The following is an 18,069-nucleotide window of genomic DNA, read 5'->3' on the forward strand; positions in this document are numbered from 1 at the left end:
AATGAAAAAATGGATTATAGGAGCGGTGATTGCCGTGATAGCCGTATTAGGCTTCTTTATTTATCGCGCTGTACTGGTGAGCAATACAGCTTTTCAAACCAAAGAAGAAATAGTATATATCCCTACAGGAGCCGATTTTAGCGATGTGTTGCACGTGATGAGTCCCTTGTTGAAAGACCGTACTTCTTTTATCCAAGTAGCCAAGCGTATAGGCTATGCCGATAAAGTAAAAGCAGGTAAATACATCATCAAAAAAGGGGCTACCAATATAGATATCGTACGCACTCTTCGCAATCGCAATACTCCTGTAAAACTCAAATTCAACAATCAGGAGCGATTAGAAGACTTTGCAGGACGTATCGCTGCACAAATAGAGCCTGATAGCACTACTTTAATGCGTGCTTTCTTAAACCCTAACTTCCTCAAAGAAAACGGTTTCACCGATGCTACTGCATTGGCAATGTATATCCCCAATACGTATGAGTTCTATTGGAATACCTCTGCCGAAGAATTTCGTGACCGTATGCTCAAAGAATATGAGCGTTTTTGGACACCTGAACGCAAAGCACAAGCCCAAAAGCAAGGGCTTACGCCCATAGAAGTGAGTATATTGGCATCAATTGTACAGAAAGAAACGGCAAAGGTAGACGAGCGTCCGCGCATAGCAGGGGTTTACTTGAACCGCTTACGTATCAATATGAAATTGCAAGCTGACCCTACTGCTATCTTTGCTATGAAAAACCATACGGGTGATTACAATATGGTAATAAAACGCGTTACCGAGGTGCATACAAGTTTGCAAAATCCCTATAATACTTATCGGAATTACGGTTTACCTGTGGGACTTATCACGATGCCCGATATATCGAGTATTGAAGCTGTGCTCAACCCTGAGCAACACGATTATCTCTTTTTTGTTGCTGATACTGAAAACTACGGTTATCACAAATTTTCGCGTACCTATATGCAACACCTACAAGGGAAAAAGCAATATACAAGATGGGTTGATGACAAAGGAATTAAATAGAAGATGGTTAATGGTTAATGGTTAATGGTGAAATTAGGGGTAACTTATACAGAGCTTATAGGATAAACGAACAGTGAGTGGCTCTACAGTGGGTCTACAGTGGGTCTACAACGAACAAAAGACGAACAAAAGACGAACGATAAACGAAGGAACAACGAATGTAAAGTGGAAGTAAAGTGAAGGAGAGATATATTAAAAAGGTTTCTTTATTCACTTATTTTCCAATTGCTGATACCTGCTAAGCGGGTATTGTAATGACAGTTATTATATATGAATAATATATTTATTAGGCACTGATAAAAAATAAATGTTAAAAATCTTGTGTTTTTATGGGTGAAGACCTAATTTTGCCGTGCAAAATGAAGTTTTTTAAGGCTTAATAATGATGTGGGATTTTAAACGAACAGTAAATGTATTTACTCTAATACTACTACTTATACTTTTTTCTTCAACAGAGATTCTTAAAGCACAGCAACTAAAAACTGTAATTTCAGAGAATATAAAATTTACTACTTCTGGTTTTCAAGAAGGTACTTATATTTCCGTGAGAATTATTTTTCCTAAAGATAAAGAAAAGATAGATGTAAGATTTACTTTTCCTGAAGGAATTGAATATGCGGGATATACTCTTGAAAAGAACAGTGCCATACGAAAAGTTACTCCCAAAGATATAAATTTACCTAATAACCCTGTGCTTACTGTACTAAGTAGACCAGGAAGTACAACACATCTTTTAGTGAAACGGAGAATTACTAAAAGAGGGTACAGCTATCTGAAAAAACATCTATCTCTTCAAGATGAAGTGGGGGTAATGATTGATGAGGTAACGGTTGCTACTAAAAAATCTAATGAATATTTTTTGAATACTCCTAATCTGCAAATTACGACACAAAAGGTGAAAGAGAATCCTATGGGGGATTATTCGAGAGTATTTGGTATTGAGAATAAAACCATAGAAGGGAAAAGAGTAGGTATCATAAACGATATTTATTTTTCGGCGAAACACCCGTTAGGGGGTAAAACACGAAAAATGATTTACAATAAAAAAGTACTTACTCCCATAAGTAAAGTGCCACAGCATATAGGGCAAAATGGAGGAGAGGATTTGTATGTGATACGAATTTCGGAAGGATTAAAAGAGAAGGGAGGAGTCTCGATTACAGAAGAGTATACGGCGAAGGGGTGTAAAGCCAATGGAGAGGTGCGTTATGAGGCTTATTGGGGAGAAAATCCTTCGGAATTATATGAAGTGAGTAGTGCTGTTCAATCGATTACAATGCAAGTAGCAACTGATGAAAAACCTAATGTTATTTTAAATCCACAGAGTACAGCAACTTATTTTAAATGGAGTGATGGCTTCTGTGGAAATACTTTGGGAATGTTTACTGCACAATACATTAATAAAGGGAATGCAACAGCTTATGATCTTCAACTGACCCTTTACGAAGAAGAGAATGCGGTGAAATTTAAGACTTATAAACCTACGAATTTTCGTATTATAGATAGTGAGAAAAAAGAAATCATTATCCCTGATAAAGCCATACAAATGCCTGATGGTGTGTTAGGAAAACGCATCATTAGCTTTGCTGAATTAGAGAGCTTTAAGGATTTAGCATTAGGACAACGCAATATAGGTCTTACTGATGAAGATGGTGATGGGGTAAGAGATGATTTGGCACCAGAAGAAAAGTTAGAAATACGTTTTGATTTAGTTAGAAATGATAATATTCCCTGCTTATCATCTGCCGAAGGGATATTTGGTGTAAGTATTATTACTGAGCTTTCTTACCATAGCTTCTGTGGTATTTCTTTTCATAAACAAGAGTCATTAAGTGACCATACTTTTAAACGAAAAATAAAAGATGTGAAAGACACTTCAAAATTTCCTACCTTATTAGCATTTAACCAACCTATACCGGCTTCAATATCTTTTACTGCTTCTGTAACTTCACAAGACAATATTCAACAATTACAATCACATCACAAAGAAATAGCAGAAAGGAAGTATCGTTATGAGCTGTTGTTACCCGAAGGAATGGCAATGACGAATATAAAGTTTTATAAAGCCGATGCTTATGGGGGTTCGGTAGCATCTGCAATAACTCTGCCTGATGTCCTTTCGGGAGGAACATTCAGTTATACCACAGCAGATGAGGTTTGGGGATATATCACTTTTGATATGATTTTAACAACTTGCAAGGCAAACAAGGTTTCTTTGCAATATTCAATTTGGCAAATGGATAAGAATAGGTATAATACTTATTGCAAAATACCCTATATTTGTGCACAAAGGGCGATAGTTGCCAAGTGTCCTAATGTATGCTTTGAGAATGCCCCTAAAACACTTTCAACAACAATAGAAAGGGCTGATAATTCGTATGGTTGGACAGATTATACAATGACCAAACGGCAAAAGCGTACAAAAGTGAGACAAGAAGACCGCAAACGAGCACTTTACTTAGACGATATTGAAATAATATCGGAGGGTGTACAATTAGGGGGTTCTACTAAGAATCTTTATTATTATGTACAGGTACCTAAAACAGTGGTATTATTGCCTAAACAGGTTAGTTTAAAGATAGGAGAGCATCTCATAACATTGGTTGCCAAGCAGGATGTCCTTCGTCAGACCACCGATGATAAAAATAATTATTTCTTGTGGAATTTAACAGAGGCATTACCTTCTCGAGGAGTTTTAGCAGATGAGAAATTTACTGCCGTTGTTACTTATCGAGTGGAGAGTTATACTGCCGAAGTTGTTACTTTAACCTCTCAATTAAAAGAAGAGATAGGTTCTTTTTTCTATAGAGTTAATAAAACAAAAGAACAAAACATAAATGAAAGAGGTTATCATACGGAGCAATTACATTGTGGAGAAGAGAGTAAGAGTGTATTTTATATTGTAAATTTACCTGATGAAGATGTTCATTCTTGCTATAAGATGAAAGATTGTATGTTATTTTCTTTACGAAATAAGACAGAGAGTAGTGTTATTCAGCAGGCTACCGATAGAATATTTAAAGATGAATATCGCCCTAAGAGGCTTGTAAAGATTATAGAGATAAAAGTGCCTAAGAGTTATGATTTGGTAAAGCCGGTGGCGTATCATTATTTAGAAAATACGGCAACTAATGTAGTGCATATTCCGTTAGAAAGCTTTACAACAGAAGAAGATAAGGATTTTAAAGTGTATACTTATACTAACCCTAAGAAAGGAACGGAGGGATATTTACCTCCAGAAATTATTTCGGGACAAAATGATGAGACTCAGTATATAGAAGTTTTTGTACAGCCTACTTGTAAAGCAAAAGTATGTACAAGCGAAGAAGAAGCCTTTAATCATAATCAATTAGTAATTATGGGGGTAACCTATGAAGGTTTCTATTATCATTATGCCAATAGTGGAGAGACAAAGATTACAAAACAGAACACATCGAATACTTTGCTTTATGGGGGACAGCGCTCTATCACTTTGCAGTCCATTACCCCTCAGAATATAAAAATACATAACACGACCTTTTTTATAGACTTTAAGTTACAAAATTTGAATAGGGAGCCCATAGATAATATTTGGCTTATGCTCCCCAATATACAAGGTATAGAAATATTGAGATTGTTAGCAATAGACCCTATTAAGCAGAAAGAGCAAAGAGTTATCACAGCCCAAGATGTGCAAGGGAAGAAGTATTATTCTTTAAGTGAGCTACGAGCTCATACAGATATGGTTTATCGATTGGAATACCGAGTGACCAACTGCGATATGACACATTTTACCGTTGAGGCATATGTAGGCAGGAGTTGTAATGATAATTTAATGGAATGCAATATGCAACAACTTGTGTATAATGTAGAAAGTGAAAAAGGAGTAACACCTGATATTGTTGTTGTAACACAACCCGAGAGTCAAGCGTTATGCAATGGAGAAAGAGCTGTATTTACTTCTGAGGCTAAACTTATCTCAGCAAGTGCTACGGGAAAAAACATCGGCTATCAGTGGCAAGAATTAAGTAACAAAAACACTCAATGGAAGGATATAGATACAGAAAAGGGCTCTGTTAGAAGTGGAGATAAAGTAACCTTATTTTTTGATGCTGTCAATGCTGACTTAAACGGGAATAAGTATAGGGTGAAATATAGTTATACAGATGTAAAAACTGCTACCGTTCAGTATTCTGAGGAAGCAATATTGAAGGTGAATTATTTAACTATCGAACAACAACCTACCTCAGGTGTTTATATTCAGAAAGCTTTACCATCGCCTTTATATGTGATAGTGAAGGGTATCACTACACCTGTGTATCAGTGGTATGAAAGTACTAAGAACACAAATATTAATGGTAAGGCAATAGATTCTCGTACGAATAGTTATACACCTTCGACAGAAGCAGTAGGGGAGAGGTATTATTATGTGACTATAACCGATAGATGTGGCACTGTAACGAGTTCAGTAGCCAAAATAGAGGTAAAAGCAGATACTTTTACAACAACAAGTGAATTGAAAAGAATTACTGTTTACAATGGTTTATCACTAAATGGAGATGGAAAGAATGATTGTTTTTATATCAGAGGAATAGAGCATTACCCCAATAATAGAGTTAAGGTATACAATCGGTCAGGTGAAAAAGTGTTTGATATAAAAGGATATGACAATACTTCTCGCGTATTAAAAGGAGATAAAATGCCCTTAGGAACTTACTACTATGTGTTAGAATATTACGATGCTCAACGGAAAGAAACACAAATAGGGTGGCTGTATATACAAAAATAATAAGGGTATAGATATAAAATATTGTGTAAAAAGTGGTAGAAATGTAAAAAAGTTGTACTTTTGCCGAAATAAAAGTCAGTTAGATTTTCTATCTACTTGATTTACAATAATAAAGAATAAAATTTAAGTAATACATAGTTTAAAAATGATTAAAAAAGCGTTTATTTTAGTATTAACAATGTTTAGTGTAGGGGTATATGGACAACAAGAGTCGCAATATACCCAGTATATGTACAACACTATGATGTTTAACCCAGCTTATACAGGCTCGAGAGAGGTAGGCAGTTTCTTTGGTATGTTTCGTACCCAATGGGTAGGTATCAAAGGAGCCCCCACTAATGGAAGCATTAGTTATCACCAACCAATGGAGAGCTTACGCAATGTAGGTTTGGGAGGAAGTATTTTTAGAGAGAGTATAGGACCTCAAAATCAAACCGATTTAACGATTGATTTTTCATATACTTTGAACTTTGAGAACTCCAAATTAGCTTTTGGTATCAATGGTTCGGGTAGCTTATTTCAAATAAATTATGATGAGCTAACCAAACAAGACCAAGCAGACCCTAACTTATCGGGCAGTGAGAGCGTTTTTTCTCCCAATATAGGAGCGGGTATTTATTGGTATACTGATAAGTATTATTTAGGGTTTTCAGTGCCTAATATGTTGGAAACCACTCATTACAATAAGAGTTCAGTGTCTGTGTTGAAGAATACGCAGCATATGTATTTAATCGGAGGTTATGTGTTCAACTTGTCAGAGAACACAAAATTCAAACCCGCAGTGCTTTCTAAGATAGCTTTTGGAGCACCTTTGCAATTGGACTTATCGGCAAACTTTATGTTTAATGAGAAGTTTGTGTTGGGGGCAGCTTATAGATGGTCGGCAGCAGTGAGTGTAATGGCAGGCTTTCAGATAAGCGAACGTTGGTTTGCGGGATATGCTTATGACTTTGAGACGACTGAATTATCAAAATATAACTCAGGTTCACACGAAATCTTTTTGCGTTATGAACTGCTCAAAACCTATAAGAAAATAGTGTCTCCTCGTTTCTTTTAGTTAGGAAGGAGAACAGAGAGTATAAGCCTTTATAAATTACTTAAAATTGAATTGTTGATGAGAAAATACACTTTTATAATAGCCTTATTTTGTGGAATATCTGTACTGTTTGCCCAGAATGAGAAAGAGTTGCAAAAGGCAAAGGAAATGTATAAAAACTTTGCTTATGTTGATGCTATAAAAATATATGAAAGCATTGCTAAGAAAGGATTTGTGAATCAAGATATATTAGAAAATCTTGGTAATTCATACTACTACAATGCCGAATACAAGAAAGCGTTACCTTGGTACAAACAGCTATTTGAAAATAAGAAATATAAAATCAAACCTGAATATTACTATCGCTATGCACAAGTACTAAAATCAGTAGGGAAGTATGACGAAGCAAATAAGCTAATGTCTCAGTTTGCTGAGCTTACAGGTAATAATGATACGCGTGCTATACTTTATGAAGAGAATAAGGACTATCGGGAAGTGATAGAGAGTAATTCAGGACGTTTGCAATTACACCCAGTAGCTATTAACACCGAATATTCAGAATATGGGACAGCTTTTTATGGTGATAAAATAGTTTTTGCAGCAGCTAATAGCGGTAGAGCTTCTAAAGGAGGAATTTCACAATGGACAGGAGAGAGTTTTTATGACCTGTATATAGCAGACCGCAATAAGCAAGAATTAAGTAATAAGAAACCTTTTTCATCAGCTTTAAATACAAAGTTTAATGAATCTACGGCTGTATTTACAAAAGATGGAAAAACAGTGTATTTTACCCGTAATAACTATATAAATAAAAAGATAGGAACGAATGGAGAAAATACTATCTTACTAAAAATACTTAAAGCAACCAAAGATGAAAAAGGTGATTGGGGAAATGTAGTAGAGGTGCCATTTAATAGTAACCAATACAATGTGGCACACCCAGCCTTGAGTCCTGATGAAAAATATCTTTATTTTGCTTCAGATATGAAAGGAACCTTAGGGAGTTCGGATATCTTTCGCGTAGAGATTTTAGGAAATAATAAATACGGTAGACCCGAAAATTTAGGAGATGTTATTAATACGTCGGGGCGTGAATCTTTCCCTTTTATCTCTAAGAACAATGTGTTGTATTACTCATCAGATGGCTTTCCAGGGTTAGGAGGTTTGGATATCTTTGCGGTAAAGTTTTATGAAGACGGAACAGTATCAAAACCTATTAATATAGGTAAGCCAGGTAATAGTGCTGATGATGATTTTTGTTTTATAATGGATAGTGACAGTAAGATAGGATTTTTAAGTTCTAACAGAGCTGGAGGAAAGGGTAAAGATGATATTTACAGCTTTTATGAAGAGAAACCTTTATCCTTTGACTGTGAGAAAATGCTGAAAGGAGTACTGAAAGATGCTAATACAAAAAGCGTTATTGTAGATGCTCTTATAGTACTATCAGATAGAACAATGAAACAGATAGATACTCAAAAAACTAAAGAAGATGGTACTTTTGCATTCAAGAAGGTGGATTGTAAAGAATTATATTATTACCTAAGAGCTGAAAAAGATAAATATGAAACCACAGAAGTGAAAGTATTAACGGATAAAGAAGGAGATATCTTTTACGAATTCTTGTTAAAACCGAGAGAAATAGCTATCTCAAAGGATACTGATTTAGCTAAAGTATTTGAGATAAAAGAAATATACTTCGATTTAAACAAGTCGAACATCAGACCAGATGCAGCGGTAGAATTAGCTAAGATTGTGGAAGTGATGAAACAATATCCTAAGATGAAGATAGATATTCGTTCGCACACCGATAGCCGAGCTACAGATGCTTATAACTTAGCTTTATCTGACCGCCGAGCTAAAGCAACTCTTGAATGGATAGTTAAGCAAGGTATTGACCGCAAGCGATTGAAAGCGAAAGGCTATGGAGAAACGCAATTAGTAAATGGTTGCTCAAATGGAGTGCCTTGCACTGAAGAACAGCATCAAGCTAACCGTCGTAGTGAGTTTATTGTGGTAAGTATGGATTAATAGAAATATTGTAATGGAAGATTAGGAGTTATAAATTAACTCCTATTTTTCTATTTACCCAGTTGATATTACAAACCTTCTTTTTTATAATTTTTTCCTTTTATTGATTTATGAAGAAACAAATACCTTTCTATTTATTAGCCATTCTTGTAAGTACTTTCACACAAACTATTTGTGGACAAAGTGAAAAAGAAGCTTTACAGAAAGCAGCTAACTATTACAAGAACTTGGATTATGTACAGGCTATTAATGCCTATGAAAGTATTGCCCGTAAAGGAGTAGAACCCCAAGAGCTATTAGAGAATTTGGCTAATGCTTACTACTATAATGCCGATTACAAACAAGCAAATAAGTGGTATGCAAAACTCTTTGCAAATACTGATGCTAAGACAGGAAAACCTTATAATATTAATCCTGAATATTACTATCGTTATGCGCAAACTTTAAAATCAGTGGAAGATTATGAAGCCTCTGACAAAATGATGGATAAGTTTGTGGCTCTTAAAGGGAATACTGATTCGCGTGCAGTACTCTTTCAAAAGAACAGAGATTATCAGGCAGAAATTAAGCGGAATTCTGATAGAATGGTATTACACCCCTTGCAGATTAATACTAATAAATCAGAGTATGGGACAGCTTTTTATGGTAATAATATAGTATATGCTACTAGCAAAGGTGGTATTTTAAAGAAGCGTGCAGATTGGACAGGAGATAATTTTTATAGTTTGTATGAGGCAACTACCGATAGCTTGCAAGTTTTTAAGAAAGGAAAGCTCAATGGTATCAATACTAAGTTTAACGAATCGACAGCTGCGTTTAGCAAAGATGGAAACACGATTTATTTTACTCGTAATAACTTTATCCATAATGAAGTAAAGACTAATGGGGACGAAACAGTATTGTTGAAGATATTTAAAGCTACTAAAAATAAGAGCGGTAACTGGGAAGATGTAAAAGAAATGCCTTTTAATAGTAATATTCATAGTGTAGCCCACCCTGCTTTAAGTCCTGATGACAAATATATTTATTTTGCATCGGATATGAAAGGCACTATTGGAGCATCGGATATTTATCGTGCTAAAATACTGAAAAACGGTTATGGGAAGCCAGAGAATTTAGGAGCACTTATCAATACACAAGGTAGAGAGTCTTTCCCATTTGTTTCAGATGATAACATATTGTATTATTCATCAGATGGTTTTCCAGGTTTAGGAGGATTAGATATTTATGCCGTAAAATTAGATGAGGAAGGCAATCCTATTTCTAAACCTGTGAATGTAGGTCGCCCTGCCAATAGTGCTGAAGATGATTTCTGTTATGTAATTAACACTCATACTAAAATAGGATATCTTACTTCGAACAGACCAGGAGGTAAAGGGAGTGATGATATTTATAGTTTTTATGAGGAAGCCCCAGTACAGTTCTCGTGTAAACAAGCCATTAATGGGGTTGTTAAAAATGCAAAAAGCTTAGAAGTAATAGCAGATGCTAAAATTACTTTATTAGATAAGTCATTGAAGTTAATAGAAGAACAAATCTCGAATAAGGAGGGGACTTTTAGTTTTCTTTATACTTCCAATTGCAAAGATGAACAGCTAATAATTAAAACAATAAGGGAAGGTTTTTCTTCTGATGAGCAAAATATTACTTTAACAGGATTAAAAGACGCATATGCTGAAGTATTGTTATCTCCTATTGTTGAGAAGAAACCTATAAAAATAGGAGATGATTTATCAAAGGAATTAAAAATAGATAATATATACTTCGACTATGATAAAGCTAATATTCGTCCTGATGCAGCTGAACAGTTGGCTAAAATAGTAAAAGTAATGGAAGAGTACCCTACTATGAAAATAGATGTGCGCTTGCATACTGATAGTAGAGGTTCTGATAGCTATAACTTAGCTTTGTCACAAAGACGTGCAAAATCAACTATTAAGTGGCTTATAGCTCACGGTATTCACAAAGATAGGATTACGGGTAAGGGATATGGAGAAACGCAATTAGTAAATGGTTGCTCAAATGGAGTACCCTGTACTGAAGAACAGCATCAAGCAAACCGTCGTAGTGAATTTATTATTATATCAATGTAAGAAAAGAATATTTCTATAAAATAGGAGGGAGGTTATCATTTTGATACCTCCCTTTTTTATTCTTTATAATGTTGCTTCAAAGATTTCTTTAAAATGAGTTAGGATACGTTGTTTTACCTCTTGAGTATCCACTTTATCTTTTGCTAATTCTACATTTAGAGACGTTACTGCTTTACCGCGAATACCACAAGGGATAATATTATCAAAATAGCCTAAATCAGTATTTACATTTAGGGCAAAACCGTGCATTGTTACCCAACGAGAACAACGGACTCCCATTGCGCAAATTTTACGAGCAAAAGGCGTTCCTACATCAAGCCAAACCCCTGTCTCACCTTCACTGCGTTCGCCTTTGAGACCATAATCGGAAAGAGTACGGATAATCACTTCTTCTAAAGAACGCAAATATTTGTGGATATCGGTGAAAAAGTTTTCTAAATCTAAGATAGGATACCCCACAATCTGTCCAGGTCCGTGATAGGTGATATCTCCTCCACGATTGATTTTGTAAAAAGTAGCCCCTTTATTTTTTAGACCTTCTTCATCAATGAGCAGATTCTCTATATGACCGCTTTTGCCAAGTGTATATACGTGAGGATGTTCTACAAAAAGAAAATAATTAGTAGTAGGCAAGGTTGTGCCATTAGCTTTGTTATTTGTTTTTTGTGCGACTATTTCTTCAAACAGCGACTCTTGGTAGTCCCACGTTTCTTTGTAGTCTTTATTACCTAAATCCTTAACGATTACTTGTTTGTTCATAAATAGTTTGAATATTACCCTGACGGATATCTCCAGTATTGTAACCTTTGGTAAACCAATATTTACGTTGTTCAGAAGTACCGTGAGTAAATGAATCGGGTACTACGTGTCCCTGCATACGTTTTTGTATAGCGTCATCACCTACAGCGTTAGCCGCACTAAGAGCTTCGTCAATATCATCGGCATCTAAATATTTTTGGTTGTGATGTGCCCATACTCCCGCATAGAAATCAGCTTGTAATTCTTGTGCTACTGACCATTTATTGGCAGCTGCTTTGGAGAGCCCTTGTTGTTTTTGGCGTACTTGTTGAGAAGTGCCTAAAAGCGTTTGGATATGATGTCCTACCTCGTGTGCCATTACGTAGGCAATAGCAAAATCGCCACCTTTAGCTCCGAAGCGTGTTTTGAGTTCTTCAAAGAAATCCATATCCATATAGAGCTTTTGGTCAGCAGGACAATAGAATGGACCTACTGCAGAAGAGGCAGTTCCACAGCCTGTATTTACATTAGCGGTAAAGAGTACCAAGGTAGGTTTCTTATAGGTTCCTAAGCCATTTTGAGCAAATATTTTATCCCATACATCTTCGGTATCGGCGAGCACTGTAGCGGTAAATTCACCTATTTTCTTTTGTTCGGCAGTAAGTTCTACGTGTTCTACCGCTTGTTGAGTTTGGTTACCACCTGCTACTTGACTTACTACAGAGGCTACTTGTTGTCCTGTTTCGCCTCCAAAGAGTTGTAACAATACTACGATGATACCTACGATACCACCGCCTGCTATAAGACCACCTTTAGCACTTATTCCGCGACGGTCGTCTACATTGCTACTTTGTCTTCTTCCTTCCCATTTCATAGTTTATCTTGTTATATTTTGGTGCAAAGATACATCTTTTCTCAATATGTACAATATCTGTTTACAATAAATGAATTCCGTTCTTATCGCATAACTGAACCATATCATCTGTCCATATGGATGCTTGTACTTCACCGATATGAGCTTTTTGCAAAAGTAGCATACAGATACGAGATTGACCGATACCTCCCCCAATAGTTAAGGGTAATTCACCGCGTAATAGCATCTGATGGTATTCTAACTTCTCACGTTCTTCTGATTTTGAAGCTTTCAGTTGAGAATGTAGAGAGGCTTCGTTTACTCGAATACCCATTGAAGAAAGTTCTAAAGCGCTGTTTAGTACAGGATTCCAAATAATAAGGTCGCCATTGAGTTCCCAATCGTCATAATCGGGGGCTCTATTGTCGTGTTTTTTTCCTGAAAGAAGTGTTTTGCCTATTTGAGTAATAAAAATAGCTCCTTTTTCTTTGGTGAAATTATGTTCACGTTCAGAAGGTGATAAGTTAGGATACATATCTTCTAATTCTTGTGAACTTATGAAAGTTACTTCACGAGGTAGAAAAACCTTACACTTGTTATATTCTTTTACTAAAAGCGCTTCTGTTTCAAGAAAGACATTATATAGCTGTTTTACGGTTTGTTTGAGATAAGATAAAGTGCGCTGAGAGGGAGTTATCACTTTTTCCCAATCCCATTGGTCTACATAAATAGAATGGGTATTATCTAATTCTTCATCTCTACGGATAGCATTCATATCAGTATAAATGCCTTCGCCTGCTTTAATACCATAGCGTTTCAGGGCTAAACGTTTCCATTTAGCAAGCGAATGGATAATTTCTATCACTTCACCTTTGTAATCTTTCATTTCGAAGCTAACAGGGCGTTCTATTCCGTTGAGGTTATCATTAAGACCTGTGGAACGCTTCACAAATAAAGGAGCCGAAATACGTGTGAGGTTTAAAGCACGCGCCAAAGCCTGCTCAAAAGAGTCTTTGATTAGTTTTATAGCCCGCTCGGTATCCATTATTCCGTAGGGAGTTGAGTAGTTCTTAGGGATAATAATAGTCATAATCAGACGATAATAAGCTGTTTGTTAATTTAGTAGCTTGCTTTGAGTTAATAGCATTAGTTCTCGTACTGCTTTGGTAGTTATAGGGTGTTCATTGGCACGAACATCATAACCATTCATTTCGCCTATATTCCACAAACCTATACCATCAGGGAAGGCTTGAGAGTCTTTAATTTTGGAGGCAATCTTCTCAAACCATTTAGCTCTCTCAGCATCATTTCCTTTGTATTCTTTTCCTGTTTCCTCAATGACCAAAGGTTTACCAATGCTATGGCAAAAGGCAACTAATTGGGGAATGCTATTAATAGCGTCGTCGTCGTATACGTGTATGGTGGGGATATCAATCTCGGGCAACGACCATATTTCTTTAAAACCTAAATCGGCATCGGTACCCCAGCCGTCTTTGCCTTGATGAAGGAACGCACCTGCTGAAATAGGGCGAGTTACTCCCATTCTCTTCAACTGAAGGGCTAACCGTTTATAGAAGGCAATGAGATTAGCTTTATTACCCGCTTTCTCTATTGGATTATCACTGTATTTACTAAAAGGCTCGCCTGCTATAGCTATGAAAGCAAGGTGAGGGTCGTTTTTATAAGTATATCCCTTTATGGGGGTTCTGTTTAAAACAACTTCTAAATACGGAGTCCAATCGGTAGAAGGTGAATAAGGGTTGATACCTTCTTTTATAAGTTGATTTCGTATGTAGGATAAATCTAAAACATAAGTCATACCGCTGGCGACTATTTTGGCTACTTTTTTATCCATTTCGTCAAACTTATGTTCAGGGTCACTGGTTAAATCTTGCAAATGACCTTTATCTTTTTGTATCATATCAGTCAATCGCATACAATTAATACCCATAGCTTTAGCATTAGCAATCCATTTATCGACATTAGGAGCTCCATAAGCAGTAGCAATTCTTAATCCTACTCCTGCTTTTGGTTCTTTGTTTTCAGGATTTGATTTTTCGTCTTTACAAGCGATTAGTAAAACAAAAAATAGGAGTAAATATTTTCCTTTCATATTGTGTAAGTTTTTTTAATTTTAGAATCAAAGAAACTACACTTTGCTAAACTTGCTGTTTAACAAAGTGTAGAAGCTATGAAAATTAATGAAAAAAGTATTTTATTTTTCGATAATAATAAATTCTACGCGTTTATTGGCTTGGTGTTCTTCTTCGCTACAAGGCACTCCGTTTTCGCAACCATTTACCAATTGCGTTTCGCCATAACCTTTGGCAGTTAATCGGTTAGGAGAAATACCTTTGCTTACAAGCCATTGATAGATAGATTGCGCTTGAGTTTCGGTGAGGTTCATATTGTAACCGTCTTCTCCTCGGCTATCGGTGTGCACTTTAATTGCTATCTTTACAGTAGGATTGGCTTCCAAAAAAGCCACAATTTTAGCTAATTGCACAGAGGCGTCATATCGGATATTGGTTCTTCCGTAGTTGAAATGAATATTATCAATGGCAAAAACAGGGGCTAAATCATCGCCCTCGTTAAGGCTTATTGTGTGAGGGGCTAATGATATTGTTTTTTTGAGAGTGTTATTGTTCTCAAAAACGATAGGAACATCGGCAATATCATAATCTTTTTTTACGATTTCCACAAAGCCATTTTGGAAGTTACAGTTCAGTTTTTTGGTAATAAAAGAGCCTTTACTATCAGTTGTATTGCTGGAAAGAGCTCCCATAGCACTATCGAATATATAAACTTGAGCACCAGAAATTTTGGCACCTGTTTCGGCATCGGTTACAGTGCCTATAATTTCACGAGAGCAATCTGGTGTAGGGTTAGTTTGAGGAGCGTCACCTTTTTTTGTGAGTACCTCAAATAGGTTAAATTGTTTTTTAGCTTCGTCTTTTTTACCTAAGGCTTGCAATACCACTGCATAGCGGTAACGGTTGATGGGTTGAGGAGAGTAGTTGCCGTCTTTCATCAGTTTTTCATACCAATGGAACGCTTTAGGATAATCTTTACTAGCATAGTAATAATCGCCTAATCGTTCTACAACTTCTTGTATTTCATATCCTCTATCTACTACTGTGTTATAAATTTCGACAGGAGATACTTTTATTTGTGAAAAACCTAAGGAGCAACCTCCTAAGAATAGCGCAAATAATACTTTTATCTTCATATTTTTCATTTCAAATTAAGGCACAAATGTACAAAAACTTCTTAAAAGTTGTACAGTTTTCCTTTTTAATTTAACATTTTTAACAATTTCTCTCTTAGTTAGAGTTAGGTAACATATACCTTATTTCTACCTTTACAAAATTAGTGCCAATTTTTTTGATTAACAAATTAGGTGTAAGCTGTACGGGCAGTTGTGGCATAATGGACAGTGCGAGCTACGCAGGTGATTAAGTTAGCAAGCTGAGAGAGTTGGATTATCGAAAGATTTCGGAGAGGTTCGGAAGGAGTAAATTGGCTAAAAAGTGAAAAATAGAGGGTAAATGGGTATGCTTAGCTTATAGGGAGCTTATAGGAAGCTTGAACGAATCTTGGAAGATTGGTATAGAAAGGGTATATAAGTAGTTGATAGTGAATGGTTAAAAGTGAAGGATAAAAAGAGGTTTTGGCGAAAGAAAAGTAATGAAAAACGAAAGCGACCTGCTTTCTGGGAGAGATTGTAGCAACGCAAAAGTGATTGAAAAGTACTACTTTGTTATATTGAACTGATGTTAAAATATAAAAGGTCTATACGATTCATTTTCTGTATTATTTTGTTACTTATTATTCATCATTTGTAATTCATAATTATTTCCTACCTTTGCACCCTCATAACATTATAATGGACATTCAATTCAATACAAACGAAGATTACAATAAATTAGCCCTTAGTCAGTTGCGCAAACGCTTGAAAAAAGTAAAAGAAGGCGGGGGCAAAAAGAACCTCGAAAAGCTTCACAGCCAAGGTAAACTTTCGGCTCGTGAACGCATAGAGTATCTGTTAGACAACAATAAACCCCAAATAGAAATAGGCGCTTTTGCCGGTGAGGGAATGTACGAAGAACACGGCGGTTGCCCCTCGGCTGGTGTAGTGGTGGTGATAGGCTATGTAGCTGGTAGACAATGCGTAGTAGTAGCTAACGACGCTACTGTAAAGGCGGGAGCGTGGTTTCCTATTACTGCCAAAAAGAACCTACGCGCTCAAGAAATTGCGATGGAGAACCGATTACCTATCATCTATTTGGTGGATAGTGCAGGGGTGTACTTGCCTTTGCAGGACGAGATTTTTCCCGATAAGGAACACTTTGGTCGCATCTTTCGCAACAATGCCCTGATGAGTAGTATGGGCATCACCCAAATAGCCGTAGTAATGGGCAGTTGTGTGGCGGGAGGGGCTTATCTGCCTATAATGAGCGATGAGGCACTGATAGTAGATAAAACGGGCAGTATCTTCTTAGCGGGTAGCTATTTAGTGAAGGCTGCGATAGGCGAAAACATCGATAATGAAACCTTAGGTGGAGCCACTACCCATTGCGAAATTAGCGGGGTGACCGACTACAAAGCAACCGATGATAAAGACGCTCTCGACCGTGTACGCCGTACAATGGCTAAACTTGCCGATGCCGAAAAAGCGGGCTTTAACCGCATTGAAGCTCATAAACCGCTGAAAGACCCTAACGAAATTTACGGTATCTTGCCTAAATTGCGCACAGAGCCTTATGATATGAAGGAAATTATCCTTCGATTGGTAGACAATTCAGAATTTGACGAATATAAAGAAGGGTACGGACAAACTATTCTCACGGGCTATGCGCGTATTGAGGGTTGGGCGGTAGGCATTGTTGCTAACCAGCGCAAAGTCGTAAAAACTAAGAAAGGAGAAATGCAGTTTGGAGGAGTAATCTACTCGGATAGTGCCGACAAAGCGACCCGCTTTATTGCGAATTGCAACCAAAAGAAAATTCCTTTGCTCTTCTTGCAAGATGTTACCGGTTTTATGGTAGGCTCCAGATCAGAGCACGGAGGGATTATCAAAGATGGGGCTAAACTTGTGAATGCGGTTGCTAATTCGGTAGTGCCCAAATTTACGGTCGTGATAGGTAACTCGTATGGGGCTGGTAACTACGCAATGTGCGGTAAGGCTTACGACCCGCGTCTTATCGTATCCTGGCACAGTGGAAACATTTCGGTAATGGGAGGTACGCAAGCTGCTAAAGTACTCTTGCAGATAGAAACTGCCAACCTAAGGAAAAAAGGAGAGGAACTTACCCCTGAAAAAGAAGCCGTGCTTTTTGCTCATATCAAAGAGCAATACGACGAGCAGATATCACCCTACTACGCCGCTGCTCGCCTTTGGACGGATGCTATTATAGACCCATTAGAAACCCGCCAATGGATAGCAATGGGTATAGAAGCTGCCAACAACGCCCCCATCGAAAGAGCGTTTAATTTGGGTGTGATACAAGTATAAAATAGATA

General features: G+C 36.8%; 11 protein-coding genes. 6 read left to right on the forward strand and 5 right to left on the reverse strand.

The genetic code is table 11. The features are described 5' to 3' along the window. Position 1: 1 nt before the first annotated feature. From mltG to COCH_RS08560, 5 genes are all read left to right on the forward strand, one after another. Positions 2 to 1,027 carry an endolytic transglycosylase MltG gene (gene mltG / locus COCH_RS08540; RefSeq protein WP_015782756.1) on the forward strand — a complete coding sequence of 342 codons (1,026 nt, stop codon included), beginning with the start codon at positions 2 to 4 and terminating at the stop codon, positions 1,025 to 1,027. Between the two features lie 382 nt (positions 1,028 to 1,409). After that, positions 1,410 to 5,795, forward strand: coding sequence for a gliding motility-associated C-terminal domain-containing protein (locus tag COCH_RS08545; protein ID WP_015782757.1), 4,386 nt, complete (start codon positions 1,410 to 1,412; stop codon positions 5,793 to 5,795). 145 nt (positions 5,796 to 5,940) lie between these two features. Continuing rightward, complete coding sequence (locus COCH_RS08550; RefSeq protein ID WP_015782758.1) at positions 5,941 to 6,852, forward strand: PorP/SprF family type IX secretion system membrane protein; 912 nt, start codon at positions 5,941 to 5,943, stop codon at positions 6,850 to 6,852. 57 nt (positions 6,853 to 6,909) lie between these two features. Further along, a complete protein-coding gene (locus COCH_RS08555) occupies positions 6,910 to 8,862 on the forward strand; it encodes an OmpA family protein (protein WP_015782759.1) in 1,953 nt (650 codons plus the stop codon). 110 nt (positions 8,863 to 8,972) lie between these two features. Continuing rightward, complete coding sequence (locus tag COCH_RS08560; RefSeq protein WP_015782760.1) at positions 8,973 to 10,955, forward strand: OmpA family protein; 1,983 nt, start codon at positions 8,973 to 8,975, stop codon at positions 10,953 to 10,955. Between the two features lie 63 nt (positions 10,956 to 11,018). Here COCH_RS08560 and lipB read toward each other — a convergent pair whose 3' ends face one another. The 5 genes from lipB to COCH_RS08585 form a co-directional block, all read right to left on the reverse strand. Next, the gene (gene lipB, locus COCH_RS08565; RefSeq protein ID WP_009422319.1) at positions 11,019 to 11,714 is read right to left on the reverse strand and encodes a lipoyl(octanoyl) transferase LipB; all 696 of its coding nucleotides are present in this window, start codon (positions 11,712 to 11,714) and stop codon (positions 11,019 to 11,021) included. After that, a complete protein-coding gene (ypfJ, locus tag COCH_RS08570) occupies positions 11,692 to 12,567 on the reverse strand; it encodes a KPN_02809 family neutral zinc metallopeptidase (protein WP_015782761.1) in 876 nt (291 codons plus the stop codon). Before ypfJ ends, lipB begins: the two co-directional genes overlap by 23 nt. Positions 12,568 to 12,628: 61 nt before the next feature. Continuing rightward, positions 12,629 to 13,636, reverse strand: a complete 1,008-nt coding sequence (gene asnA, locus COCH_RS08575) for an aspartate--ammonia ligase (protein WP_015782762.1) — start codon at positions 13,634 to 13,636, stop codon at positions 12,629 to 12,631. Between the two features lie 24 nt (positions 13,637 to 13,660). Continuing rightward, positions 13,661 to 14,659, reverse strand: a complete 999-nt coding sequence (locus COCH_RS08580; protein ID WP_015782763.1) for a hypothetical protein — start codon at positions 14,657 to 14,659, stop codon at positions 13,661 to 13,663. A 102-nt stretch (positions 14,660 to 14,761) separates the two neighbouring features. Further along, a complete protein-coding gene (locus COCH_RS08585; RefSeq protein ID WP_015782764.1) occupies positions 14,762 to 15,784 on the reverse strand; it encodes an OmpA family protein in 1,023 nt (340 codons plus the stop codon). A 648-nt stretch (positions 15,785 to 16,432) separates the two neighbouring features. Between COCH_RS08585 and COCH_RS08590 the strand changes: the two genes are divergently transcribed. Further along, positions 16,433 to 18,061 (forward strand): acyl-CoA carboxylase subunit beta, encoded by a 1,629-nt coding sequence (locus COCH_RS08590; RefSeq protein ID WP_015782766.1) that lies wholly within the window; start codon positions 16,433 to 16,435, stop codon positions 18,059 to 18,061. Positions 18,062 to 18,069: the final 8 nt, after the last annotated feature.

It is taken from the genome of Capnocytophaga ochracea DSM 7271, assembly GCF_000023285.1.
Classification (GTDB): Bacteria; Bacteroidota; Bacteroidia; order Flavobacteriales; family Flavobacteriaceae; genus Capnocytophaga; species Capnocytophaga ochracea.

Bases quoted from the DNA above. Each gene is read 5' to 3' on its own strand.
- mltG (WP_015782756.1), top strand. From the start codon at position 2: ATGAAAAAATGGATTATAGGAGCGGTGATTGCCGTGATAGCCGTATTA.
- COCH_RS08545 (WP_015782757.1), top strand. From the start codon at position 1,410: ATGATGTGGGATTTTAAACGAACAGTAAATGTATTTACTCTAATACTA.
- COCH_RS08550 (WP_015782758.1), top strand. From the start codon at position 5,941: ATGATTAAAAAAGCGTTTATTTTAGTATTAACAATGTTTAGTGTAGGG.
- COCH_RS08555 (WP_015782759.1), top strand. From the start codon at position 6,910: ATGAGAAAATACACTTTTATAATAGCCTTATTTTGTGGAATATCTGTA.
- COCH_RS08560 (WP_015782760.1), top strand. From the start codon at position 8,973: ATGAAGAAACAAATACCTTTCTATTTATTAGCCATTCTTGTAAGTACT.
- lipB (WP_009422319.1), bottom strand. From the start codon at position 11,714: ATGAACAAACAAGTAATCGTTAAGGATTTAGGTAATAAAGACTACAAA.
- ypfJ (WP_015782761.1), bottom strand. From the start codon at position 12,567: ATGAAATGGGAAGGAAGAAGACAAAGTAGCAATGTAGACGACCGTCGC.
- asnA (WP_015782762.1), bottom strand. From the start codon at position 13,636: ATGACTATTATTATCCCTAAGAACTACTCAACTCCCTACGGAATAATG.
- COCH_RS08580 (WP_015782763.1), bottom strand. From the start codon at position 14,659: ATGAAAGGAAAATATTTACTCCTATTTTTTGTTTTACTAATCGCTTGT.
- COCH_RS08585 (WP_015782764.1), bottom strand. From the start codon at position 15,784: ATGAAAAATATGAAGATAAAAGTATTATTTGCGCTATTCTTAGGAGGT.
- COCH_RS08590 (WP_015782766.1), top strand. From the start codon at position 16,433: ATGGACATTCAATTCAATACAAACGAAGATTACAATAAATTAGCCCTT.